Source organism: Arcanobacterium buesumense (assembly GCF_012563545.1).
Lineage (GTDB): Bacteria > Actinomycetota > Actinomycetes > Actinomycetales > Actinomycetaceae > Arcanobacterium > Arcanobacterium buesumense.
The window spans coordinates 317371-343288 of record NZ_CP050804.1 but is presented as its reverse complement, the minus strand read 5'-3'; the positions used below and the strand labels follow the sequence as shown (position 1 = coordinate 343288).

General features: G+C 49.3%; 24 protein-coding genes. 3 read left to right on the top strand and 21 right to left on the bottom strand.

The genetic code is table 11. From position 1 onward, the window contains the following. Positions 1 to 54: 54 nt before the first annotated feature. From HC352_RS01530 to HC352_RS01520, 3 genes are read right to left on the bottom strand one after another with little or no spacing between them, the layout of a single operon-like run. A complete protein-coding gene (locus tag HC352_RS01530) occupies positions 55 to 507 on the bottom strand; it encodes a DUF6912 family protein (protein WP_168917269.1) in 453 nt (150 codons plus the stop codon). 2 nt (positions 508 to 509) lie between these two features. Further along, complete coding sequence (locus HC352_RS01525; protein ID WP_168917268.1) at positions 510 to 1694, bottom strand: CpaE/TadZ family protein; 1185 nt, start codon at positions 1692 to 1694, stop codon at positions 510 to 512. A 3-nt stretch (positions 1695 to 1697) separates the two neighbouring features. Then, positions 1698 to 2282 carry an SAF domain-containing protein gene (locus HC352_RS01520; RefSeq protein ID WP_168917267.1) on the bottom strand — a complete coding sequence of 195 codons (585 nt, stop codon included), beginning with the start codon at positions 2280 to 2282 and terminating at the stop codon, positions 1698 to 1700. 109 nt (positions 2283 to 2391) lie between these two features. Between HC352_RS01520 and HC352_RS01515 the strand changes: the two genes are divergently transcribed. Then, the gene (locus HC352_RS01515) at positions 2392 to 2604 is read left to right on the top strand and encodes a helix-turn-helix domain-containing protein (protein ID WP_168917266.1); all 213 of its coding nucleotides are present in this window, start codon (positions 2392 to 2394) and stop codon (positions 2602 to 2604) included. Positions 2605 to 2612: 8 nt separating this feature from the next. Here the strand turns inward: HC352_RS01515 and HC352_RS01510 are convergent, their stop codons facing one another. After that, complete coding sequence (locus HC352_RS01510) at positions 2613 to 3167, bottom strand: hypothetical protein (RefSeq protein WP_168917265.1); 555 nt, start codon at positions 3165 to 3167, stop codon at positions 2613 to 2615. Positions 3168 to 3314: 147 nt separating this feature from the next. On the opposite strand from HC352_RS01510, the gene HC352_RS01505 reads away from it, so the two are divergent. Further along, positions 3315 to 3899, top strand: coding sequence for a LysM peptidoglycan-binding domain-containing protein (locus HC352_RS01505; RefSeq protein WP_168917264.1), 585 nt, complete (start codon positions 3315 to 3317; stop codon positions 3897 to 3899). A 6-nt stretch (positions 3900 to 3905) separates the two neighbouring features. Continuing rightward, positions 3906 to 4472, top strand: a complete 567-nt coding sequence (locus HC352_RS01500) for an Rv3235 family protein (RefSeq protein ID WP_168917263.1) — start codon at positions 3906 to 3908, stop codon at positions 4470 to 4472. Positions 4473 to 4544: 72 nt separating this feature from the next. On the opposite strand, the gene secA is transcribed toward HC352_RS01500, so the two are convergent. The 17 genes from secA to HC352_RS01415 form a co-directional block, all read right to left on the bottom strand. After that, entirely contained in the window at positions 4545 to 7355 is a 2811-nt protein-coding gene (gene secA / locus HC352_RS01495; RefSeq protein ID WP_168917262.1) for a preprotein translocase subunit SecA, read from the bottom strand. Between the two features lie 102 nt (positions 7356 to 7457). Next, positions 7458 to 8408, bottom strand: coding sequence for a polyprenyl synthetase family protein (locus HC352_RS01490; RefSeq protein WP_168917261.1), 951 nt, complete (start codon positions 8406 to 8408; stop codon positions 7458 to 7460). A gap of 62 nt (positions 8409 to 8470) precedes the next feature. Then, a complete protein-coding gene (gene nuoN / locus HC352_RS01485) occupies positions 8471 to 10072 on the bottom strand; it encodes an NADH-quinone oxidoreductase subunit NuoN (protein ID WP_168917260.1) in 1602 nt (533 codons plus the stop codon). Continuing rightward, on the bottom strand, positions 10069 to 11601 hold the full coding sequence (locus HC352_RS01480; RefSeq protein WP_168917259.1) for an NADH-quinone oxidoreductase subunit M: 1533 nt from the start codon (positions 11599 to 11601) through the stop codon (positions 10069 to 10071). Before HC352_RS01480 ends, nuoN begins: the two co-directional genes overlap by 4 nt. Positions 11602 to 11620: 19 nt before the next feature. Next, on the bottom strand, positions 11621 to 13492 hold the full coding sequence (gene nuoL / locus HC352_RS01475; RefSeq protein WP_168918558.1) for an NADH-quinone oxidoreductase subunit L: 1872 nt from the start codon (positions 13490 to 13492) through the stop codon (positions 11621 to 11623). 75 nt (positions 13493 to 13567) lie between these two features. Further along, entirely contained in the window at positions 13568 to 13867 is a 300-nt protein-coding gene (nuoK, locus tag HC352_RS01470; protein ID WP_168917258.1) for an NADH-quinone oxidoreductase subunit NuoK, read from the bottom strand. After that, positions 13864 to 14823, bottom strand: a complete 960-nt coding sequence (locus HC352_RS01465) for an NADH-quinone oxidoreductase subunit J (RefSeq protein WP_168917257.1) — start codon at positions 14821 to 14823, stop codon at positions 13864 to 13866. Before HC352_RS01465 ends, nuoK begins: the two co-directional genes overlap by 4 nt. Then, the gene (nuoI, locus tag HC352_RS01460) at positions 14823 to 15506 is read right to left on the bottom strand and encodes an NADH-quinone oxidoreductase subunit NuoI (protein WP_168917256.1); all 684 of its coding nucleotides are present in this window, start codon (positions 15504 to 15506) and stop codon (positions 14823 to 14825) included. The genes HC352_RS01465 and nuoI overlap by 1 nt, the downstream gene beginning before the upstream one ends. A 2-nt stretch (positions 15507 to 15508) precedes the next feature. Then, a complete protein-coding gene (gene nuoH / locus HC352_RS01455; RefSeq protein WP_168918557.1) occupies positions 15509 to 16828 on the bottom strand; it encodes an NADH-quinone oxidoreductase subunit NuoH in 1320 nt (439 codons plus the stop codon). A 5-nt stretch (positions 16829 to 16833) separates the two neighbouring features. Next, complete coding sequence (locus HC352_RS01450) at positions 16834 to 19428, bottom strand: NADH-quinone oxidoreductase subunit G (RefSeq protein ID WP_168917255.1); 2595 nt, start codon at positions 19426 to 19428, stop codon at positions 16834 to 16836. Next, positions 19425 to 20765, bottom strand: coding sequence for an NADH-quinone oxidoreductase subunit NuoF (gene nuoF / locus HC352_RS01445; RefSeq protein ID WP_168917254.1), 1341 nt, complete (start codon positions 20763 to 20765; stop codon positions 19425 to 19427). Before nuoF ends, HC352_RS01450 begins: the two co-directional genes overlap by 4 nt. Next, a complete protein-coding gene (nuoE, locus tag HC352_RS01440; RefSeq protein ID WP_168917253.1) occupies positions 20762 to 21442 on the bottom strand; it encodes an NADH-quinone oxidoreductase subunit NuoE in 681 nt (226 codons plus the stop codon). Before nuoE ends, nuoF begins: the two co-directional genes overlap by 4 nt. Beyond that, on the bottom strand, positions 21442 to 22791 hold the full coding sequence (locus tag HC352_RS01435; protein ID WP_168917252.1) for an NADH-quinone oxidoreductase subunit D: 1350 nt from the start codon (positions 22789 to 22791) through the stop codon (positions 21442 to 21444). The genes nuoE and HC352_RS01435 overlap by 1 nt, the downstream gene beginning before the upstream one ends. Further along, positions 22791 to 23489, bottom strand: coding sequence for an NADH-quinone oxidoreductase subunit C (locus tag HC352_RS01430; RefSeq protein ID WP_168917251.1), 699 nt, complete (start codon positions 23487 to 23489; stop codon positions 22791 to 22793). Before HC352_RS01430 ends, HC352_RS01435 begins: the two co-directional genes overlap by 1 nt. Beyond that, the gene (locus tag HC352_RS01425; RefSeq protein ID WP_168917250.1) at positions 23486 to 24043 is read right to left on the bottom strand and encodes an NADH-quinone oxidoreductase subunit B; all 558 of its coding nucleotides are present in this window, start codon (positions 24041 to 24043) and stop codon (positions 23486 to 23488) included. Before HC352_RS01425 ends, HC352_RS01430 begins: the two co-directional genes overlap by 4 nt. 7 nt (positions 24044 to 24050) lie before the next feature. After that, on the bottom strand, positions 24051 to 24410 hold the full coding sequence (locus tag HC352_RS01420) for an NADH-quinone oxidoreductase subunit A (RefSeq protein WP_168917249.1): 360 nt from the start codon (positions 24408 to 24410) through the stop codon (positions 24051 to 24053). Between the two features lie 91 nt (positions 24411 to 24501). Then, entirely contained in the window at positions 24502 to 25785 is a 1284-nt protein-coding gene (locus HC352_RS01415) for an NAD(P)/FAD-dependent oxidoreductase (protein WP_168917248.1), read from the bottom strand. Positions 25786 to 25918: the final 133 nt, after the last annotated feature.

Genomic DNA, 25918 nt, shown 5'->3' with positions numbered 1-25918 from the left:
TCTGAAAAAGATTAAACACACTACTGGCAGAACAGTAGCTCGCCACCTATTTTTTCAGAGTCCCAGTCCAATGTGTTCTCGCTCGCTGATATCGAACCACAACAGTTCAATATCACCAGTTGCTATGAAAGCATCTTCATCTCCGGCAATAGCTTGCTTAACTAAATCTTCAGATCCTGGGGCATCAACGTGAAAAGACTCGACTTCGTGCCACAACACCTCAGCATTTAGATCTACTTCAGTTGGCAACTCAGGGTCAGTAACCGGCTGAAGAGCATTATCAGAAACTACAGCAACCGCAACTACTCGGCTTAACTTCTCTCCCGGCATACGTTGAAGCAACCGCAAAGAATCATCAGCAGCCGCTAAAGTTGCTATGTATTCATATCCCTCATCGTCTTCATTGGGAACTTCAGACCGTAGCGCTGGTGTCACAGCATGTACTCGTCGCATAGAAATACTATTCTCACGAAGATCACTTAACGTCAATGGGATATAAATGCGCATATTTATATTCTATCGCTAATCCATGAACATACTCGGGCTATATCCCTCGAGTAACCCGATTTTGGAAACATAACCGGCATTGCTTGTCCACCGATAAGTGCCCGATCCAACCGACTACGTTCATCGCGTATCCCAAAAACTGGCACATCTTTTATCCCCACAGCAGCTAAAACCTCACGAGCTTGAGACAATGGCTGCGGCCCTAAGGCAGACGAACGTAGCGCAGTTAAAACTATTGCTTCGTTCCCGTGACTTTCCTGATGTTGGTCTGCTAACGCATCCCAGTGCTCAATCAATCGCCGTAAACCTATCGGAGTCGCACAAGCAATATGGAGCATAATATCTGCATTGGCAACTACTGAACGGGTCAGTGCCCACCGATCCATACGTTCAATTCGCTGATCCAATCCCCCAGCTATATCAACAACAACATTTCCATATGTATTTGTCACAAGCGGCCAAATTCTATCAGCAACGGGGCGTGAAATTTCGCGCCATCGTTGTCCAGTGTTCATCCCTGCTAAAAGCTTCACTGATCCAAATATTTTTGGCACACTCGATAACATCACATCACAATCAATATTGCGTCCCTGATCAATCATTCGAGCTAGCCCAATCAATCCAGAGCTTTCGGCAACATCGAAAAACTGTGCTAGCGAAGGTGAAACCGTATCGCCATCGACAACTAAAAGCTGTGAATGCCCAGCTAGCACAACGCTACAATCGCGGACCAACGATGAGCGACCATGCGAGCCCTCCGGACCCCAAAATGCCACTAATTTTCCGGCTGTTGCGCGCTTTTGTTCGGCAAGATAATCCCCGTCAAAAGATCGTGGTGATTCTACGAGCTTCGCAGATCGAATACGTTCCGCAATTTCGTGTGCTTGTGGTGCGAGTACTTCAACATCACCCAACGAACGAATATCGTCAATTATGTTGCCATGCGGATGAGTGCTAGCAACAACAGCAACACCTACATACTGACGCAGTTGCGATACTGTTGTGACATCAAGATACTCCATATCTTCGGAAATAATCGCCAAGGTACCGATTCGAGCACGCGCGCCCGCCAGAACTTCAACCATGTCAGCACACCGCCGAACAATAAGATGAGCTTCACCTGTTTCAGCTAAATGCGCTAATACAGCTGAATCAAGCTCTGAAGATAAACACAACAACACACTCACGAACTACTCCTGGGCTTCAAACACTGCAAAATTATCACCTTGACCTAGTGCTTCTACAATGGCATTGAGCGCTCCTTGATTTACCCGAATCTCCGCCATCAAATGACCATCTCCAATAGATCGTTGTTCCAGAAGTCGCACAAAAGTTGAATGCTGTGCCACAGTACTTGCCTGGCTATCTTTATTGTGCGGAACGCGCCATACCATTACCTCATCTCCCGGCGTCATATCTGACGCAACTGGAAGGGACAAAGGCAATGTCACCGCCACTCCACCACTATGCCGGCCAATACTGGACACCGCCAGCAATTCGCCTGCCGAGACTGTTTTCCGCACCCGACTTCCATCAGCAAAATCAAGATTTTGAACATAACTAGCAGCAATATCTCGCGGTACTGGAACAAGCGCAAAATCAGACGCATTGAGATTATTCCCAGCCGCAATATCGGTCTTTGCCTGAGCAACCATAACAATATCTGGTGTGCCCGCGAGGGCCGCACCGCCGACGCCACCACCAATAATCAGAACCATTCCAAGCAGTAAACGCGGATCACGGGCTCGGTGAGTAAAACGTTCAAGAGAAATCATGAGCTTATCTTCTCAAAAGATACCCATCCCACCGCGAAAGTTATCCACAGGGGGTAGACTTTGGGGATAACGGTCTACGTTTATCCGCAAGAAGTGAGAGACTAGCATCATGCAAAAATTTCTGACAATCGCAGACGTGGCTGAAAACCTGAGCGTTTCGGCCGGTCAGGTACGAACACTCATTAAAAACGGCGAACTGGCAGCCATCCAAGTTGGTGGCCGTGGTCAGTGGCGCATCTCAGAGCAAGCCGTTGAAGAATACATTCAAACCGGTTACGAAAAGACCCGCCACAAGATCAACGCTAACGATTTCGACGATTAAAAAATCTTCTAGTAATTTTCCGCCCCACTGCTAACGATCATAATCTGTGCAATCGGCACAAAAATATCACTAGCAGGATCTCGAAAGCTCGTACGCAAACCGTAACCCGACGTCGTCATTTTTCGCATAGTTTCGAGGACGATATAATCATTTCCCACGGCTTTAAGCTCCCCCGAAATCGGTTCTGTTAATCGATTAATCTGTATGCGTTGCCCAATAAGGTGACGCAAAACAGAATTAAATGTTGGGACATAACGAGAAGATGCAACGCTAGCCACACTCAGCCCGGATATTGCCGTCACCTTTGCACTCGCAATCACTTGAAGCTCGCCTATGTGACGTAACGTAAACCAGTCAACTCCGCTATCCACTAACGTTCCAATTACCTCATTGCCACCCAAAGAACACGTCACGATTCGCCCGCGTGAACCACGAATACGTTCATGCAAAAGCACGCTTGCATGCTCAGCTTGCGTCATGTCTTCTACTTCATCAAGCATATACAAACGATCGTCTGATTCGATTCGCGCGCCAATGCTTTCAACTATTGCCTGCCATGTCATGACTGTATTGTATGCAAATCCCTGATATGGCTATCTTTTCTTATCCACAACACAATGCCGGGCATACCCCCTTTTCACTGAATCGGTTATTGTTAAATAATATTAAACAGCAACAAACATCATCAAACAACAATGTAGGGGTAAAACGTGAAATATGGAGTACCGCTTTTGTTTGCCGCTACCACATCGGGCTGGTTCACATACCAGTTACTAGATTGCGGACTGCCAACTAACGCCAACTCAATGCTCGAATTAACTGGTTTAGTCGGTTTGACCTTGATATTCCTATGGAATAGTTTATCGTATTTACTTGTAGATGTTGGTACATATCAGAAAAATTCTACTATTTTAGAATACGTTGCCCGTTTCGGCGCTCCTCATGCACGCCGAGTTGCTCTAGCCGCGTTACTTCTCAGTCCAACTCCTGCCTACGCCGCAAATACTGACCATTCACCACCTGCTTTCCCATCCGAGTACGGAATTCACGTTATTCAGCACACCCCCGATCATCTTCGCAATACGCATCTCGCACCTGCTGCACTCAAGAAACAGATCATGGTCAAGCCAGGCGATTCTCTATGGTCAATTGCCCATCAATTGCAACCGCAATACCCACATCTGACGCCGGACGCTTTAGCAAACAAGATTTGGGAATGCAATAAGCACATAATCACTGAACCAAATCTCATTTATCCCGGTCAGCATCTACTCCTCCCCGACGCCCGAAAGTAACTCAGCATGTCCAGTGCATTAACTCAACCCCAGCTCACTGCACCGATAACTTATCGTCCAGTAAGTTCTCAAACTAAGCCAAAATTCGTTGCTTCTCACGCTCAGAATCCAACGAGAAAGCAGTCCATACCTAGCGCTTCACCAAGTCAGCCTTATGACCGGATTGCACTTTGCGCAACAAGTATCCAACGCATAAGCGACGACGACGATCGGCACGCTCTCGACCGGCCACTTCCACCCGATCTTATTCCAGCCACCGCTTTTGCAGCTCGCATAGTCGGGCATGCAATTGAAATACTCTTAGGACACCGCCCTGTCCGACAGTTGCAATCGTGGCTTGCGCCAGGAATCTATCGTTCGCTGGTGTCACGAACCAGCTTAAATCAACGTTTGCAAGACCCTGTTCCACAAGCTGCTCGGCCAATCATCCGCCGAGTTCATGCCTCTCATCCACGTCGAAGAATCGCAGAAGTATCTGTTGTTGTCCATGACGGTTTTCGGATACGCGCAGCAGCATTACGCCTTGAAATACACCGAAATCACTGGATCGTTACAGCTCTAGAAATTGCCTAAAACCATCTGGGTAAAAACGAGCACACCAGTAGACGTTCTTACTGGTGTGCTCGTATGAGAAATAGTTTCTAGCTACTTACGCTTCTTCGCAGCTCGACGCTGTGCCCGGTTCATCTGTGGTTCACTCGAACCGGCAGATGTTTGACCATGAACCTCACGGCCTTGAGCATTTGTTGCCCGTGCCTGACCAGAGCCATCCTTTGCCGAAGACGTGTACGTCATCTTCGTAGCGGTAGCTGGACGCTTCAAGCCAAGGATCTTCTCCGCAGCGGCCTTCGCCGTAGCTGACTGCGCGGTAGCAGCAGCGGCAGTAGCTCGAGAAACTGCCTGGGCATCCATCAACGATTCTTGACCAGCCATAACCTCAGCCGCTTCAGCAGCCTCCCGAGCAAGGCGCTCAGACGGTAACTCGAAGCCCATCAAGAATGTCACTGTTTCGCCACGAATCTGATCATTCATTGCCTGGAACATCTGGTAACCTTCTTGCTTGTATTCTACAAGCGGGTTACGCTGTGCCATGGCGCGTAGGCCAATGCCTTCCTTCAAATAATCCATCTCGTAGAGATGCTCACGCCAGTTGCGATCCAATGTTTGAAGCAAAACTTGACGCTCAATATAACGCATCTGTTCATCGCCCAATTCTTCTTCACGCTCTTCATAAATCGCATGAATATCTTGAGTAAATTCCTCACGAACTACATCTGCACTGAGCAACTTTTGATCGCCGTGTTCGTCAATGAACTCAGCCGGGGTAAAGCTTGGCTTGTAGTAGCGGCGCATATCCGCCCACAACATATCCAAATCCCAATCGTCGGCTGGCCCATCAGTATTAGCTGAGACAATATCGTCAACAACAAAGTCCATGAAACTCTGGATCTGATTTTCGACGTCGTCACCAGCAAGAATCCGGCGACGCTCAGTATAAACAACGGTACGCTGATCGTTCATCACGTCGTCATACTTCAACACATTCTTACGCTGTTCCGCATTACGCCCATCAAGCTGAGCTTGTGCTTTTTGAATAGCGTTGGCCATCATCTTGAAATCAAGCGGTTCGTCTTGAGCAGAGTTGCGTAGCGTATTAACAATGCTCGAACCAAATAGCCGTAGCAGATCGTCATCAAGTGAAAGGTAGAATCGTGATTCGCCCGGATCGCCCTGACGCCCCGCACGACCACGCAACTGGTTATCGATACGCCGTGATTCGTGACGCTCAGAACCAAGCACATAGAGGCCACCTAGTTGAGTGACTTCATCGTGTTCGGCCGCCACCTGGTCTTTAGCGGCCTGCAATATTTCTGGCCACCGAGCCTCATATTCCTCGGTATTTTCTTCTGGATCAAGACCCAGCTTGGACATCATCTCCACGGCGATATGCTCAGCGTTACCGCCAAGCATAATGTCGGTACCACGACCTGCCATATTCGTTGCCACAGTAATCGCATGCTTACGACCTGCCATTGCCACAACGGATGCTTCACGTTCATGCTGTTTAGCATTGAGAACTTCGTGTGGGACATGCGCCTTCTTCAACAATCCAGATAATAACTCCGAATGTTCAACCGACGCGGTACCAACCAAAACAGGCTGTCCCTTGGCGTAACGTTCTTTAATATCTTCCACAATTGCGGCGAATTTCAATTCCGCAGTGGCATAGACGATATCGCGATGATCCACCCGCGCAACTGGCTTATTGGTTGGAATTGGGACGACGCCGATATCATAGGTTGAGGCAAACTCTTCTGCTTCAGTTTCGGCAGTACCGGTCATACCCGATAGCTTCTTATACATGCGGAAATAGTTCTGCAATGTAATCGAGGCTAACGTCTGATTTTCTGCCTTGATCTCTACGCCTTCTTTGGCTTCAATTGCCTGATGCATCCCGTCATTGTAGCGGCGACCGGGCAAAACACGACCAGTATGCTCATCAACAATCAACACTTCACCATCGCGCACAATATAATCCTTATCGCGGTGGAAAAGTTCCTTAGCTTTAATGGCATTATTCAAATAACCAATTAGCGGCGTATTAACCGACTCATAGAGGTTGTCAATGCCAAGTAAATCTTCAACTTTATCAATACCTGGTTCGAGGATACCGGCATTACGCTTCTTTTCATCAACCTCATAATCGGTATCTCGGCGCATTTTTCCTACTGCATCGGCAAACGCCATATACCAGCGGTTCGCATCCCCGTCTGCTTGTCCGGAAATAATCAATGGGGTACGGGCTTCGTCAATAAGGATGGAATCAACTTCGTCGACAATAGCGAAGTTATGCCCGCGCTGTACCATTTGGCTTTCATCCATCGCCATGTTGTCGCGCAAGTAATCGAAACCGAACTGGTTATTCGTACCATAAGTGATATCAGCAGCATATTCTTGCCGACGCTGATCAGGGGTTTGGCCATCTAAAATACAGCCTGTAGTCATTCCCAGGAATCGGAAAACACGCCCCATGAGTTCTGACTGATAAGAAGCCAAATAGTCATTAACCGTCACCACATGAACGCCGTCACCAGATAGCGCGTTCAAATATGCAGCAAGGGTAGCAACTAGAGTTTTACCTTCACCAGTTTTCATTTCTGCAATATTGCCCAGGTGCAAAGCAGCGCCACCCATAATCTGTACATCATAATGACGCTGACCTAAGGTACGTACCGAAGCTTCACGCACAGCAGCAAAAGCATCAGGCATCAGCTCATCAAGAGTTTCACCACCAGCTAAGCGTTCCCGAAATTCCGCAGTGACTGCCTTGAGTTCATCATCAGACATCTCTTTATAGACATCTTCAAGTAAGTTCACTTGTTTCGTTATAGCATTGAGCTTTTTGAGGATTCGGCCTTCGCCTGCTCGAAGAAGCTTGTTCAGAAGATTACGCACGTGCGGCTCCTTGGTTCTGGGCGCTTTAATAAACGCATACACTGCCACTTAGTTTACTCTGATTTATCCCTTTGCGAGTAACGTGATGGTGTGGGATTCGCTTTAAGCGAGGCGGTCAACCATTGCGCGGGCGAATGCTTCCAGTCCCTCCCGCACTTGTGGATGGTGAACATCCGCCAAATGTGTTAGCGCCTCATCTGCCCACTGATGGGCAAGTTGCCGAGTTTCTTCGACGACGGAATGCTCACGTAACATCGCCACAACAGTTGCTAAATTATCGCCTTGTGTTAAGTCACGATGATCTAGATAGTCAAGAATACGTTGCCCTTCGCTATCGAGATTTCCAGCTGCCGCCCGTTGCCAAAGCAACAATGTTGGCATTGTTGGTACCCCTTCAAGCAAATCAGTACCCGGTGTTTTACCAGTAACTTCTGGATCTGATATGAGATCGATAACGTCATCAGCAATCTGAAAGGCTACGCCAACTTTTTCTCCAAACTGGGCAATATCATCAGCGAGTTTCGGATCACCACCTGAATAAAGAACCCCATATCGCCCTGCGGCGGCAATCAACGATCCGGTCTTATCTGCCAACACTTGAATATGGTGAGCTATTGGGTCTTCCCCATCTCGCGGGCCAATAGTTTCATGTAGCTGTCCCATACATAGACGTTCAAATGTTTCGGCGTGCAGTAACACCGCCTGCGGACCGAGTTTAGCCACTATTCCCGATGCTCGGGCAAATAGCACGTCACCTGCCAAAATTGCCGACGAATTGCCATAAATATATTGCGCGGTAGGCACCCCGCGGCGCAAAGGAGCCTCATCCATAACGTCGTCATGATATAACGTGGCCAGATGGGTCAGTTCAACAACAACGGCTGAATCAAGCACGTCATTATCGGCTGGCCGCGGTCCTAACTGCGCGGTCAACAAACATAATGCAGGCCGAAGCCGCTTCCCACCTGCTTTCGCAAGATGAGAAGTGGCTTCGTCCACAACAAGATCGTCAACCTGAACAGCCTCACGCAACAGAGATTCAACCTGACCCATACGGGAGGTAATCTCTGAAACCAGAGGCGAAAATTGTTCATCGAATAGGTTTGAAATAAGACTCACTGGAATATACCCGTTATGAAATTGAGAATCGGACTTGGGAAGATACCAAGCACGATAGTACCAGCTAGCGCGACACTAATGGCAACTATACTCAAGCCTTCCGATGAAACAACCTCAATATTATCTTCTTCTGGCTCGGTGAAGAACATCAGTTGTACCAACCGGAAGTAGAAGAAAGCAGTGGCAACCGAAGCAATAATCGCAATAATAACGAGTACTGGTTCACCACCAGCGATACCGGTATTAAACACTTCAAACTTACCGATAAAACCGGCAGTCATTGGGATACCAGCGAACGAGAGGAGGAAAATGAGCATTGCGGTGGCCAAGAATGGTTGACGCTTACCCAGCCCAGCCCACTGCGATATGCGAGTTGCTTCGCCACCGATATTGCCCTCAGCATCCTTCGAACGTACGAGTGTGACAACACCAAAGGCACCCACAGTAGCTAAGCCATACGCTAACAAGTAGAAGACAACCGAGCCTAATGCTGCCAACTGAATACCGTTTACTCCCGAGAGCATTGACTTCAACGCAATGAGAATGAAACCGGCATGCGCAATCGACGAATAAGCCAAGAGTCGCTTAATGTCTGTTTGTACTAGACCCATTACGGTACCTACCGCAACAGTGGCAATAATGATGATCCATAAGAACGCGGTAAAGGCATGCGGAACAGCTGCCACAATCCAGACAAAGATGCGAACCATTGCCACGAAAGCTGCCGTCTTTGTGCCCGCGGCCATAAACCCAGTAATTGGAGTTGGCGCACCTTGATAGACATCAGGAGTCCAAGAATGGAACGGTACCGCACCCACCTTGAAGAGCAAACCGATAACTACCATGATGGCACCTACCGCGAGGAACATCATGGTGGTTTGTCCCTGCTGTGCGAGAATCGCAACTCCATAGAAACTCAAAGTTCCGGTTGCGCCATAAATAAAGGCTGCACCCATCAAGAAAATTGCGGAAGAAAAAGCGCCAAGTAAGAAGTACTTTAATGCAGCTTCTTGCGATAGCAAACGACGACGACGGCTCGTTGCGCTTAACACATACAATGGCAAAGAAAGTAGTTCAAGAGCGATAAAGAGCGACAAGAAGTCGAATGCCGAAACAAAAGCCATCATACCGCCAGTAGCAAAGAGTGCTAATGGAAAGACTTCTGTCTGTTCCCGACCAGCTTGAGTTGATTCGCGTTCATCTGGTGAACCGGGACGCGTTGCTGCCGAAGCAACAAACGAGCCATCTCCCAACGAAGTGCGATCCGCAATGAGCATGACGGAAAGAAGAGCACACAGTACTATCACTGCCTGTCCCATAACCGAAAAACCGTCTTCAACAAAGGAAACCCCCGAAAAAGCAGCACCTTCTGAATAGGATAGCGGCCGAAGCATACCTGGAGTTTGCTGTGCAGATAAGTCATGCCAACGCCAGATAACAGCTACAAAAGCACTGGCTAAAGCTACTAATGAAAGCACTGTCTGACTGATTCGGCGAAGTGAACGAGGCAAGAATGCTTCAAGTAGTGTACTGATAACACCGGCACCTAAAACAATCGCTAACGGTAATGTTGCGAGCCAATTAATCGTGAGATTCACTTGTCGCTCCCTTCAGTAGAGACGTTGCTATTGTCGATAGCAGTCACTGGCACTATGGTGGCATTATCGGCTACTGGAGAAACTAAATCGAGCACAGGTGCAGGGTAGAATCCCAGTCCTAACATACATGCGATAAGTCCGGCTACAATAACCTTTTCACGCCCGCCTAGATCTTTAACTGTCGTCTTTGGAACTGGACCGGTAAACAACCGCTGGTATGGCAACAAAATATAGATAGCAGCCAAGACCACTCCAATAACGGCAAACAATGCAGGTACAGGCCAGATACTATACGCTCCCATCAGCACAAGATATTCCGGAACGAAACCCGAAAGACCCGGCAAAGCAATAGTTGCTAGTCCAGCAATCAAGAACGAGCCAGCAATCAGTGGCGTCACTCGTTGCCAACCGCCATACGAGGAAATGAGATAGGAATGACCGCGGCGTTCTAAGAATCCAACGATCAAGAACAGCCCAGCCGTGCCAATACCATGAGCAACCATGTACAGGATCGAACCGGTGAGTGCCAAGGTAGATCCAGAGAAAATACCCAGCACGATAAAACCGAAGTGCGACACTGAGGTGTATGACACCAAGCGTAAGAGGTTATCTGAGGAGATAGCCATAATAGCTCCCCATAAAATGGAGATAATTGCGAGCACAATAATAACCGGGGCTACCAGCGTCGTCGTCTTAGGGAACAACGGCAAACAAATGGCAATCATGCCAAAGGTGCCTAACTTATCCAAAACTCCAACGAGTAACGTTGATGTACCGGTGGAGGCCTCCGCAGCCGTATCTGGCAACCAGGTATGGACTGGCCACATCGGAGCTTTAATTGCAAAAGCAATGAAGAAGGACAAGAAGACCCATAGCTCAGCTGTGTCTGTTAGTCGCAATGTACCTTGAATCTCATCTAAGACGAAGGCGTGTGGCCCACCGTTTCCATACGCATAAACGGCGATAACACCTGCCAACATGATTAACCCGCCAGCTAGTGAGAAAAGCAAGAACTTCATCGCAGCCCGAGTACGACCTGCTCCCCCATAACGACCGATCATAAAGTAGACCGGAACAATCATCGCTTCGAAAAGTACGTAGAACAAGAACACGTCACGAGCACTAAACAAGCCAATCATGATCGCTTCAAGAACAAGGACCCAGGCAAAGTAGCCAGCGTCGGCTGGAGCGGAAAAATCATCCCACTCAGCAATAATAACGAAAGGCACTAGCACAACTGCTAAGCCAATCATCACTGCACCTAAACCGTTAATACCCCACGTAGCCGATACACCAATCTGTGGAATCCAGGCATAGGTTTCATACATCTGAGTTGTTCCGGCATTGGACATATCAAAAGAAGTCCAGAGGGCAATAACAAACCCGACCAGAACTAAGAATGACACGATCAGTGCAAACTGACGAGCCAATGCTCGCAGTGGCTTAACTAGCCACAGCAAGACACCAGAAAGAAATGGAATCGCAACGAGGATGGTGAGCCACGGAGCGGTTGCTTCAATGATGTTCATGTGAATATATCTCCTTGTCTCACATCGATGCTTGAACGGCTAATGCCAGTGCTAAAACAACGCCCACGGTGATCCAGCTAGCATATGTTCGCACATAGCCTGTTTGGAGCTTACCGACGAGCTTGCCGGAATTTTGAGTAACCGTGCCCAAACCTTCAACTCCGCCATCAATAATGGTTTGATCTGCAATGGCAGTGCCTTCAGTAACCAAAATACCTGGTTTCATGAAGACGTTTTCGTTAAACGCATCTTGGTAAAGATCCATCCGGGCAGCTCGGACAAAAGCATTGCTTTCCGGTGCCAACAATGGAACATCGCTAGCTACATACATCTTCCAAGCTAAGCCAACGCCAACAGCTACTATGCCAAGGGTTGCAACAGTGATCGCCCAAATTGGCAACACTGGTTGTGCATGTTCACCATGACCAATTGCTGGCTCTAACCACGTGAGAAATCCGGTGTAGTTCAATACCGCACCTAAACCTAATGAGCCAAGAGCAAGAATAGCCATCGGAATCCACATCAGCGGTGACGGATCGTGTGGGTGCTTGTCTTGGTGATCCCAGCGCTCTTTTCCTAAGAAAATTGCAAAGAATACCCGTGACATATAGAAAGCAGTCAGCCCCGCGACAAGAACGGTAATCGTTCCAAAAATCCACGGCTGAATACCTTCTCCAGTAAATGCCACTTCAATGATTTTGTCTTTCGAGAAGTACCCAGATAGGAATGGAAAACCAATAATAGCGAGGTATCCGGCAAGGAAGGTAACGAAGGTAATCTTCATGTGACGGCTCAAGCCACCAAAGCCACGAACATTTACTTCATCATTCATCGCGTGCATAACCGCACCCGCACCAAGGAACATATTAGCCTTGAAGAAACCGTGGGTGACAAGGTGGAAGATAGCAAAAGCTGCACCTACCGGTCCCATTGTTGCCGCTAACATCATGTAGCCAATCTGAGACATTGTGGAAGCTGCCAAGACCTTCTTCATGTCGTCCTTAGCGGCACCTACGATTGCACCAAAAACTAAGGTGATCAGACCAATAATAGACACGACAAGAGAAGCTGTAGGCGATACAGCGTAGATTGCTCCCGAACGAACCATCAGATAAACACCTGCAGTCACCATTGTGGCTGCGTGAATAAGCGCCGATACGGGAGTTGGGCCAGCCATTGCGTCTCCCAGCCAAGCCTGCAATGGGAATTGAGCAGACTTACCACAGGCGGCAACCAACAAGAAAATGCCGATAAAGGTTGCGGTGGTAGGTGAAAGTGTCTGAGCGCCAGCGGTCACATCGCTAAATGCTACTGAGCCGAACGATGCCACCATCGACATCATGGCTATCAGCATGCCTAAATCACCAACACGATTCATAATGAATGCTTTCTTACCTGCCGTTGCATAGGCCGGAACATGATTCCAGAAGGAAATCAGGAGGTAGGAAGCTAGACCCACGCCTTCCCAGCCAAAGAACAAAACAAGGTAAGAATTACCAAGGACAAGAAGAAGCATGGCGGCAACGAACAAGTTCAAGTATGCGAAGAACCGACGTCGATCCGAATCATGTTCCATATAAGAGATGGAATAAATGTGGATAAGCGTACCTACGAAGGTAACCAGCATAACGAATGTTAATGAGAGCGGATCGGCACGAGTACCGAAATCTACACTTAATTCACCTGCTGGAACCCATGTATAAAGGGTTGTTTCCACAACACGCTGGGAGGCATCCATTCCAAGGAGCTGAAGCGTGGCAAGAAGTCCGACAACGAAAGAGCCGGCCGAAGCTAGCGTGGCAAGCCAATGGCCCCACGCGTCAGCTTTACGTCCGAGGACAAGAAGAATGCCACACGATAGGAGCGGGATAGCAACTGCTAGCCATATCATGCTAGCTGCCCCGGTTGCCTGCCCAACCTGTGCTACTGCGGTTAGATTAAACAAGAGATTCACACCTGCTTTCCGTCAGTGCTTCATGAGGTTGGCACCGTCAAGCGATGCAGACCTACGGGTTCGGAAAATAGAAACGATAATGGCAAGGCCAACGACAACTTCAGCAGCTGCGACGACCATGACGAAGAATGCAAACTGTTGCCCCTCCAAGTTGCCATGCAACCGCGAAAAAGTAATCAGTGCAAGATTGCATGCTGAAAGCATGAGTTCAATGCCTAAAAGCGCGATAACACCGTTACGACGCGTGAGGACTGTGGCAGCACCGATAGCAAATAAAATAGCTGCCAGCGCTATATAAAACATGAGATTCATTCGTTTTCCTCCGACTCGTGTGTTTCTTCACGCTCGGTGTTGTCGGCTAATTGTGCATGCGGCTGATCAGTGTTCAACCGGGCAAGCGCCTGGTCATGGTCAGGTGCACCCTCACCTGGCATACCAGCGAGATGTGCCCGACCTGTCTTACCGTATGTAGCTGGACCGTCAATACCACCCGATATAACGCGCTGTACCGTGGTTGGCGAAATTTCGCCAACGGTTCGCACTTGACCACGGATATGCAATACGCGGCTTGTTGATTCTGGCACTGGCTGACCGCCTACGCTCAAGGCTGGGTTAGCGGAAGAATTCGATTCCGCATAAACACCTGGCGGTGGCTTTTGACCAACGTGTACTCCGCTTGCCGTAAATTCTTGCATGCGTTGGTGAGCTAGCTCTTCTTGAGTTATCCGCTTCTTCACACGATCACGATGAGTGAGCGTCATAGCTCCCAAAGCAGCCACAATGAGCAGTGCACCTGTCAGTTGCAAGGTGAGAACTGAACTAGAGAAAATCAATATGGCAACGCCAACTGGGTTAGTCTCCGCATTAGCTTGGGCTAATCCAATACCTTGTGGCGCATGCGCACCAAAAGCAACACCAATAAGAATAGCTGCAATACCGAGTCCGCCAAGAACAGCAACCGGACGTTGTACCTTCAATGTTTCATGACCCGAATCTGCGGAGTCAACGCCGATGAGCATGAGTACAAAAAGAAACATCATTAATATTGCACCGGTGTAAACCACAACTTGAACGACACCCATAAAAGGCGCCTCTAGTGCGGTGTACAACACTGCCAGGCCAACCATGACTCCAATAACACACAAGGTTGTTAGAACTGCCTTGCGAGTGATGAGTAGTCCAAAAACTGCTAGCGCTACCATGCATACTGCCGTGACAGAAAAAAGAATGGTTTCTCCCATTCCAATGGTCAACATATCATTTGCCATCAGTGCTGATCCTCCTTCTTGGCGCCAGTCACAACACGAGCGGTGTTGATAGTTGGATCATCTGGGCGTTCTTGCTTAACCCAATCAACTTGATCTTGTGTTGGGCCGGTGATGTTGCCCCGATAGTAATCTGCATCGGTTGTTCCACTGGCCATTGGATGCGGTGTTGAGAGCATTCCTTCAGCTAATGGAACGAGAATATCTTGCTTTTCGTAGATCAGTGATTCACGTGTTTGATCAGCGACTTCATACTCAGTTGACATTGTCAATGCCCGTGTTGGGCACGCCTGAATACAATAGGAGCAGAAAATACAACGCAGATAATTGATTTGATAAACTCGGCCGTACCGTTCGCCTGGTGAATACTGTTCTCCTGGGTGATTTGACGCTGCTTCAACATAGATCGCATCTGCGGGACATGCCCACGCACACAATTCACATCCGATACATTTCTCAAGTCCATCAGCATATCGATTCAGCCGGTGCATTCCGTGATAACGCGGACGTGGTGGCGTCTTCTGTTCCGGCTTGTGGGGCAGGTACTGTTCGGTAACTGCCGGCCGGAAGAGAGTTGAAAACGTGACGCCAAAACCAGCAACTGGCGCAAGTGCCCGCCCTAAAACGCCCTTCTTATTAGGGCTGTAGAGCGATTTGTCTGGCTGAGCAAATTCTTTATCAGACATTATTACGCCTCCTCAATTGTCGTTTGCGCAACGTTTGCTACTCGGCGAGTAGCCCGTGGTGATGGTGGCAGATGCTGGCCAGGCAATGGCGGCACTGGATAACCATCTTCAAAACCATCGAACTCTTCGCTTTCACGCTGAGCGATAAGCTGAGCTGGTGACACATTTTCTTCGTCACGAACCAATGCCCAGATCAACATAATGGCAGCAAAACCCGTTGACAGAATAATCATTGGCCAACGGTCATTAAACTGCGGATTGATCATTTGATATCCATGAACAACTAAAACAATAGCCAGCCAAATCAGTGCACACGGAATGAGACCCTTCCACCCCAGTTTCATGAATTGGTCATAGCGGAATCGTAACAATGTGGCACGGACCCAAATAAAGAGGGCGATAAACATCCACACCTTGGCGATGAAGACAAGCATCGGGAACCAGCCAGTATTAGGATCAAAACCAACAAGTCCACCGAGGAAGGTCAAGATCGGTCCAGAACGCCATCCGCCGAAGAATAAGGTAACAGCCAACATCGAAACATTAAACATATTGACGTATTCCCCAAGGTAGTACCAGGCGAATTTCATCGATGAATATTCCGTATGCGGACCGGCAACAATTTCGCCTTCGGCTTCTGGAAGATCGAAAGGCAACCGGTTGGTTTCGCCAAACATCGTCACTAAGAAAACGAGGAAAGCTGGTAACAAAGTAACAACATTCCACAGATCTTGTTGGGCTTGTACGATTCCCGACGTCGACATGGTGGCTGCCGCGAGGAAAATAGTGACAAGACTTAAGCCTTGAGCAAGCTCATAAGAGATCATTTGTGTGGCAGAACGAACCGAACCGTATAGTGGCAAGGTTGACTTAGCCGACCAGCCACCGAAGACCATTCCGTATTCACCAAGAGCTGCCACAGCTAAAATGAAAAGCATAGCAACTGGTGAATCAGTTAGCTGTAATGGCGTATGCAGTCCGAAAATCGATACTTCTGGCCCCATAGGAATAACGGCCATCACTGAGAAAGCACAAATTGCAGTGATAACCGGAGCAACCACATAAACAACTTTTTCAGCACCAGCCAACCAGAAATCTTCCTTCAGCATCAATTTCAACGCATCTGGAAACGACTGGCCTAAACCAAATGGGCCAACTGTATTTGGTCCAACACGATTCTGGAAACGAGCAATCAAGCGCCGTTCGAACCACAGTGCAAAAATGACTGAGAAAATGAGGAAGACGACGATGAACAGTGCTTTAAGTACAGCAATCCACCACGTATCGTTGGAGAAGTCTGCTGCGACCTGGGTAAAGATCATGGGATTCACTTCGTAACCTCCGTTGCTTGAAGGGAAACAACATCGCCAGCAGTACAACCGATCTGAGCAATGCTACAGCCAACAGAATTTTGCGGTATCCACACAACGCTATCGGGCATGTCAACGACGGTTGCTTCTACAACCAATGTGCCCTCTGGGCCACTGATCTTAACGAACTTGTCAATTCCACAATCGCGAGCAGTAGTTGCAGACATGAGAGCAACCGGGCGTCGAGCCGTGCGAGCCAGATTTGGTTCGTCGGACTGTAACGCTCCGTTATCGAGCATGAGCTTCCACGAAGCAAGCACTGCTTGTCTTTGACCAACAATAGGAGCTGGACCAGTCTGCGCGGTAGGATCTTGACCGCGCTGGCCATCCCAGTGCCGCATAAGGGCCCATTCATTGACCGCATCAGCGAGGGTAGCAAGTCCAAGATCTACGCCAAATTCTGCTGCCAAATCGTGAAGGATACGTCGATCTGGAACGTTATTTGATACTAACGTTTGGCCAAATGGACGTAGCCGTCCTTCCCAGTTGACAAACGTTCCGCCCTTTTCTGATGGTGGTGCGACTGGCAAGACGACGTCGGCAAGTTCAGTTGTTTGCGTCTGGCGCACTTCAAGCTGAACGACGAATACCTTGGCTAACGCTTCACGCGCACCCGCAGGTAAATCATCAATATCTACGCCGCCTAGGATCACAGCGCCGAGCTCACCACGCCCAGCAGCTGCCAAAATTTCTTCGGTGGATCGGCCAGGCTTTTCTGGAAGACGCTCAACGCCCCATGCAGCTGCCATATCTACTCGAGCTGCTGGATCATTCACCAGCCGTCCCCCAGGCAACAGATGTGGCATTGCGCCAGCATCAAGTGCGCCACGGTCACCGGCTCGGCGTGGAATCCACGCAAGCTTAGCACCACAACGCTGAGCTAACCGCACGGCAGCCGAGAAAACTCCAGGGAAATCAGCGCACCGCTCACCAAGTAAAATAACTGTATCGTCCGCGTCGAGATCGCGGAATGTATCAGCGAAAATACCTGATGCTTCGGAGTTAATCGCATCCAAGACTTCAGCTTCAGTCCCTGGTGTTGCTGGTACAAAACGTGCCAACATCTTAGCACTACCACGTGACTTGAAGGCGGAAACAACCGTCACCGCCGTCGTCTTAGCCAATGCAGCCTTACGTAAGCGCAAGAATACCGAACCGATTTCTTCTTCGGCTTCCAAACCGACAGTAAGAACATGACCCGCATGCTCAATATCTGCATAGGTTACGCCCAATTCCTTCCCCGCAACACGTGCAGCTAAGAATTCGTCTTCTTCTACCGAATGACGGCGCGTTCGGAAATCAATATCGTTTGTTCCTAAGACGACCCGCGCAAATTTCGCATATGCGTAAGAATCTTCCAACGTCAACCGGCCGCCGGTAATAACACCAACGCCCTTCGCCTGTGCTTTCTTCAGTCCTTGAGCAGCTTCGTCAAGCGCTTCCGCCCACGAAACTGGCTCACTCGGAGCAACACCCTTGAGTTGCGGATAGACGATGCGGCCTTCGCCGTGTTGCCAACGGAAAGCGAAGCGATCTTTATCGGTGATCCAATCTTCATTAACGTCCATATCTTCGCGGGCAAGACGACGAACAATCGTACCGCGTCGATAATCAACACGAATAGCCGAACCTGACGCGTCGTGCTCGGAAATACTCGGAACGGAAACCAAATCAAACGGACGAGCCCGGAAGCGATAAGAAACCGATGTCAAAGCTCCCACTGGACAAATCTGAATGACGTTTCCAGAGAAGTACGAAGAGAATGGTGCTCCAGTAACATCAACTTCATTAGGCTCAACTGGACCCGATGCATAACCAACAGCCATCCCGGACTCTCCAGCAGGGCCAGCGAAGGAATTAAGCGCGGCAACCGGATCGTCTCCGTTAACTGAAGCAAAATCAAGGACACCAGCATCAAAATTGCCGATCTGAGATCCGTGTAAGCCGTGGACGTCCATGCCGGCACTACCGCCAGATCGTCCCTGCAGCTGGATGAAAGGATCACCCGCAATCTGAGCGGAGAATCGGGTACAGCGCTGGCATAAAATACACCGATCGCGATCAAGTAAAATATTTGCTGAAACCGAAATAGGCTTTGGATATGTGCGTTTAATGTCAATAAACCGCGACTTTGTCCGACCATCAGTCATTGCCTGATTTTGTAGTGGACATTCACCGCCCTTATCACATACCGGACAATCCATAGGGTGATTGATGAGCAAAAACTCCATCACACCATGCTGTGCCTTCTTAGCGACCTCTGAAGTTTCCGCGGAATAGACTTCCATGCCAGGAGCCACAGTCACAGCACATGCTGGTTGTGGTTTAGGCATCTTAGAAATCTTGCCGTCGCGGCCAGGAGCGGCAACTTCAACGAGGCACTGCCGGCAAGCAGCGGCGGGTTTAAGCAGCGGATGGTCACAAAAACGTGGGATGTGGACGCCGACTTTCTCTGCGGCGCGAATAATCAACGTACCTTTCGGTACAGACACCTCGCGCCCATCAACAGTGAGCGTTACCAGATCTTCAGTTGGCGATACCTGCGTTGTCATCGAACACCTACTTCACTGAAAAGAGCTGACTTTTCAATCGGATATTGTTGGGATGTTGGCGTCGAGCACGCATCAACAAATTCCGAACGGAACAAATCAATTGCGGAACGGATCGGGGTAGCTGCTGCGTCACCAAGAGCACAGAAAGAACGCCCAGCGATATTCGAGGCGATTTCGTAAAGCAAATCAATATCTTCTTCACGCCCCTTCCCAGCTTCGAAACGATGCATGATTTGGCGCATCCAATATGTTCCTTCACGGCATGGCGTGCACTTTCCGCATGATTCATGCTGATAAAAATCTGTCCACCGGGAAATAACACGGACCACTGATACAGTTTCATCAAAGATCTGAATCGCACGTGTTGCCAGCATGGAGCCAGCTTCAGCAACTTCTTCATAGCCGAGCGGAACATCGAGGTGATCCGGGGTAAAGAGCGGCGCTGATGAACCACCAATTGCGAAGAACTTGAGTTTGTGCCCGTCACGTATCCCGCCGGCCATATCCAGAAGCTCTCGCATGGTGATACCGAATGGAGCTTCAAACTGGCCAGGGTTCTTTACGTGTCCTGACAGGGAGAAAATACCGTGTCCTGGGGAATTTTTCGTTCCGGCACCCATGGCGGTAAACCATTGCGTGCCATTATTAATAATGCCAGGTACCGATGCGATCGATTCAACGTTGTTGACGACAGTTGGCCGAGCATATAAACCAGCAACAGCGGGGAATGGCGGTTTAAGGCGTGGCTGACCACGGAAACCTTCAAGTGAGTCAAGCAACGCAGTTTCTTCACCACAAATGTAAGCGCCAGCCCCAGCATGAACGGTGATGTTGATGTCGTAATCGCCATTCGGGCCAAGGCCCTTGCCAATAATTCCAGCTTCTTTAGCTTCCCGCACAGCTGCTAAGAGACGCCGGTAAACATGGACCACTTCACCACGCAGGTAGATAAAACCATCGTGGCCGCCAATCGCCATCAGACAAATCGCCATTCCTTCGATGAGCAGATGTGGGTTTGCCATTAAGAACGGAATGTCTTTACATGTTCCTGGTTCTGATTCGTCAGCATTGACAACCAAATAACGCGGACCGCCGTCTTCGGGTGGCAAGAAAGACCATTTGAGCCCAGTTGGGAAACCGGCCCCGCCACGGCCACGCAAACCAGATTCTTTGATGAGGTTGGTTAACGCGCCTTTTTCTTGGTTAATCTCCCAGGCCCGAGCAATCGCCTGGTAGCCACCACTGGCTTGATAGCCTTCGAGGGTCCACGGGCGTTGTGTATCCCAATTATTTGATAAAACCGGACAGAGCGTTCCCGGTGCACTAAATGCATTCACTGTACGTCTCCTCCTTCTGGACGTGGTGCTGTCCAGTCATTAGCCCGCGCAATTGCCAAACCGCGTAACGAAGCTTCGCCAGCGGCCGGACCTTCGTCGACATGACCATCTTCAAAACCAGCTAGCACTCGCGAAATTTCTTTGAATGTATGGACCTTGTTTGGGCCGCGCGTAGGTTGGATATCGCGGCCAGCGCGGATATCATCAACAATACGTTTTGCCGACGACGGCGTCTGGTTATCGAAGAACTCCCAGTTAACCATGATCACTGGTGCGTAATCACAACCTGCGTTACATTCGAGCTGTTCGAGGGTAATCTTGCCGTCATCAGTGGTTTCATCATGACCCACGCCAACATAGTTGGATAGTTCTTCCCAGATCATGTCGCCGCCCATAACGGCACACAATGCGTTGGTACAAACTCCGACGTTATATTCGCCGTTTGGATGACGACGGTACTGTGAGTAGAAGGTTGCTACTGCCGATACCTGTGCCCGGCTCAGTCCAAGAATGTCTGCTACGAGGGTGATTCCACGTGGGGAACAAAAACCATCCACTGACTGCACAAGGTGGAGTAACGGCATAATAGCGGATCGAGAATCTGGATAGCGGGCAATAACTTCGGCCGCGTCTGCCCGGAATTTCTCCTCAACTTGTGGTTCGTATGGGGTACTCATTATCGATCGACTCCTCCCATAACTGGGTCAACTCCGGCAAGTGAAACAATAAGATCAGCTAGCATGCCACCTTCAGCCATCACAGATAGGGATTGTAGATTATTGAATCCTGGATCGCGGAAATGGGCGCGATATGGCCGAGTTCCACCATCGGAAACAAGGTGAACACCGAAAATACCCTTCGGATGTTCAACCATTGTGAAGCTTTGTCCTGGCGGTACTCGGAATCCTTCAGTTACTAACTTGAAATGGTGAATCAAGGATTCCATTGATTCAGTCATAATCTCACGAACATGGTCTGGGGTTGATCCTTGACCATCGCCGGCGATAGAAAGCTGGGCTGGCCAGGCGATCTTCTTATCCCCTACCATGACTGGCTCACCTTGTGTCTTATCAAGTTCGTCAAGAACTTGATAGCAGATGCGCAGCGACTCGTAACATTCGCGGAATTTTACATCTATCCGGTTGTATGCATCGGCCTTATCGGCTACTGGCACATCGAATTCGTACTTTTCATATCCACAATATGGTTGGGTTTTGCGTAGATCCCACGGTACGCCGGCCGCCCGCACTGACGGACCAGTCATTGACAATGCCATCATCGATGATAATGGTGAAACACCCACATTGACATGACGATCAAGGAAGATTGGATTCTTCATCGTCAGATCTTGCATTTCCGAAATAGTCAGCCGGATCTTCGGCAACAGCTCACGGCAATAATCTGTAAAGCCTTCTGGGACATCGTTGAGGACGCCCCCGGGACGAACGTATTCATGGTTCATGCGCAAGCCAGTGACATCTTCAAGGAGTCGCAAAATGTCTTCGCGAGCACGGAAGGTTAGCGTCAACATGGTAGTTGCACCGAGTTCGTTTCCACCCGAACCAATACCGACGAGATGGGAAGAAATCCGGGTAAGTTCCATGAGCAAAACCCGAATTGCTTGAGCACGCTGTGGTACTTGATCGGCTATGCCGAGCATCTTCTCCACACCTAAACAGTAGGCAACCTCTTGGAAAATCGGTGCTACGTAATCCATGCGGGTACAGAAGGCAACTCCTTGAGTCCACGTCCGGTATTCCATATTCTTTTCGATACCGGTGTGTAAGAACCCTGTTGCAGCTCGAACTTCTTTGACGTTTTCGCCGTCGAGCTCAACTTGTACACGCAAAACACCGTGGGTTGACGGGTGAACTGGGCCAAGGTTGACGACGATATGTTCTTCACCAACTTGTTCAGCTTGGCGTGCAATATCGCTCCAGTCACCGCCAACAGCGTCATAAGTGGCAAATGCTCCGACTTCTTCTTCGTTAATTCCACGTGTTGCATGTGGCATTGGGGTAGTCATTAGTTGTACTCCCTCCGGGTATCTGGTGGCGGAATAACAGCGCCTTTATATTCAACAGGAATACCACCCAATGGGTAATCCTTACGTTGGGGGTGTCCCACCCAATCATCAGGCATAACCGAACGGGTCAAACCAGGGTGCCCGTCAAAAACAATACCCATGAGATCCCAGGCTTCACGCTCAGGCCAATCGTTTCCAGGATATACTCCGACGATCGATGGAATATGTGGATCGTTTTCTGGTGCAGTGACTTCAATCGACAATGAGCGATTATGGGTGATAGAGAAGAAGGTGTAGAAACCGTGGAGCTCTCGCCCGTTATCCTGTGGATAGTGAACTGCTGAAACACCCAAGCAAAGTTCGAAACGTAAATCTTGATCGTCACGCAAGTAACGCGCGACTTTAACAAGATGCTCACGTTTTATAAAGATAACGAGTTCACCGTATTGAGTGGTAACTTTTTCAATCACTTCATCGGGACGCAAGCCGTCTGCAGTGAGTAGTTCGCCAAGAATATCGACGACGTCGTCAAACCATCCACCATAAGGCCGATGAGCTGGTTGCGCAATAGTCACAACTTCTTCTTGGCCGCTAAAACCGGTGGTATCTGCGCCATCTTTCACGCCCCACATTCCTTTGCGGGTAGTGATGTACTCTGCGCCAACTCCGCCGTGAGTTAAAGAACCGTGATCGGTCATGCGAGCAATCCCTTCTGTGATTCGAGCGGTAGCGCAGCTAAAGCTGCAGCTTCTGCTTTGCGCGCGACTTCTTTACGATGTTCACCTAATGGACGGTTCTTCATCACATTGTTTCGCAATTCAAAGACAGCATTAATCAGCATTTCTGGGCGCGGTGGGCAACCTGGGAGGTAGATATCAACCGGCACAATATGGTCAATTCCTTGCACAATAGCGTAGTTGTTAAATACACCGCCCGACGAGGCGCACGCACCCATTGAGATAACCCACTTAGGATCAGGCATTTGATCGTAAATATTGCGGACAACCGGTGCCATTTTGTGGCTGACTCGGCCCGAAACAATCATAATATCGGCGTGACGTGGCGAGGCACGGAAAACTTCCATGCCGATACGCGAACCGTCAAATCGGGTTGCGCCGAAGGACATCATTTCAATAGCACAACATGCTAGACCCATGGTTACTGGCCACGGGGAGCGCTGTTGCGCCCAACCAGCAAGGGCTTCAACGGTTGTTAAGCCGATGCCTGCGGGAATTTTTTCTTCAAGACCCATGTAATTTTCACTCCCAATCTAGGCCGCCACGACGCCATTCATAAATGAACGGGATCGTGATAAGGAAAACGAACGATGCGATAGCAATCAAGCTTGCCAAACCAAGACGATTTGCTGATACTGCCCACGGATACAGGAAGACAACTTCGATATCGAAAATAATAAACGTCATCGCAGTCAAGAAATACTTGATAGGGAATCGCCCCGCGGCGCCAGCCGATGGCGTTGGTTCCAAACCGCATTCATAATTAGCAACCTTGACTCGATTGTATCGTTTTGGCCCAAGTAAGGCGCTAACTGCAAGTCCGCCAATGCCAACAAGCGAGGCAACACCGATCATGATCAGTAATGGCACGTAGGGATTCATGCGACCTCCAACCCTTCGTTAAAATCCTGCGTAATACAGGGATGACTATTATTAAGCATATGCTCTTGTGGCACTTCTATGGGATTGACATTCATGCCTTTGGCACCACCTTGGTCAAACTTGTGATGACTTTATCCATCCAATCACCGTCACGGCGATCATAAGAATCAGACAAGAGTTTCATAACGAGTTTCATGAGTGTCGGCCTTGGTAAGCCGTACTTAACACATAAGTGCATAATTTCCGGGCGTTCAATAAGCGATGCAAACACTCGCCCTAGTGTGTAGTATCCACCAAGTTCTGCACGAAGCTCTTTCGGATATTGTGCCATAACGCGATCTTGGGCTCCGATTGTTGAGCGAACTAAAGCCTGGGCGAGAAAATCGGCAACAAGACGACCGCTGGTCAACGCATAAGCAATGCCTTCGCCGTTGAATGGAGAAACCATTCCGCCGGCGTCGCCAACGAGGGCTAAACCGTCTGCATAGTGTGGTTTGCGGTTAAAAGCCATGGGTAAAGCCGCACCGCGTAACCGACCAACCTGATTCTCTGGGGTCAATTCCCATTCCGGTGGAGTATTAGCAATCCATTTAGCGAAAACTTTACGATAATCAACCCCGGTTGGTTGGGCAGTTGACGATAAGGATCCGAGTCCCACGTTCACCAGCCCGTCACCAACAGCGAACATCCACGCATACCCTGGTAACAATTCAGATTCGCCTGGTTTGCCGGCCCATAATTCTAACTGGGATTCCATCATGTCAGTGTGTGCCAGTGGTGAACGGAAGTAGGTTCGATGCGCTACCCCCATAGGACGATTCATATCCTTTTCCCGCCCAGTTGCCAGAGCAAGCCGTGCCGAGACGCCACCACAGTCAACAACGAAACGCGCCGAGATAGTGAATTCTTCTGAGGCTGAGCCACCAGCGGTGTATCGTGCCCGCACTCCAATAACTCGCCCTGATTTCTCATGAATAACAGGCCCAAGAACAGTAACACCTTCGCGCAATCGCGCGCCGGATGTGACTGCGTGTTTAATCAGTAGGTGGTCTAAATCCTTACGCGGCATTGCAGAGCCAAAATTAGGCACTGATGCTAGCTCAGGCCAAGGAACTTCAATCACGTGGCCGGCCCCGTATCCACGGACGCCCCAATTGCGAACCCAGCCATCTTCTTCTCGAACAGAGATACCCATTCGGATAAGTTCCGCAACAGCGCGCGGGGTAAGGCCGTCACCACATACTTTATCGCGTGGAAATGTTGCCTTTTCTAGCACGAGGACATCTACCCCATTTTGGGCGAGATAATGCGCAGTCGCTGCACCACCTGGGCCAGCACCTACCACTACAACATCAGCGTGTTCCGGACGGGACAATCTTCACCGCTTTCGCTCACAAAATTAGGACTTCGTACCTTAGTCTACGGACTTTACGAACCCGCTAAGAACTTCAAAGCGATACATTTACGTTAGTGTTTCCTTGCTAAATTAAGATAGTAGGTTACACCAC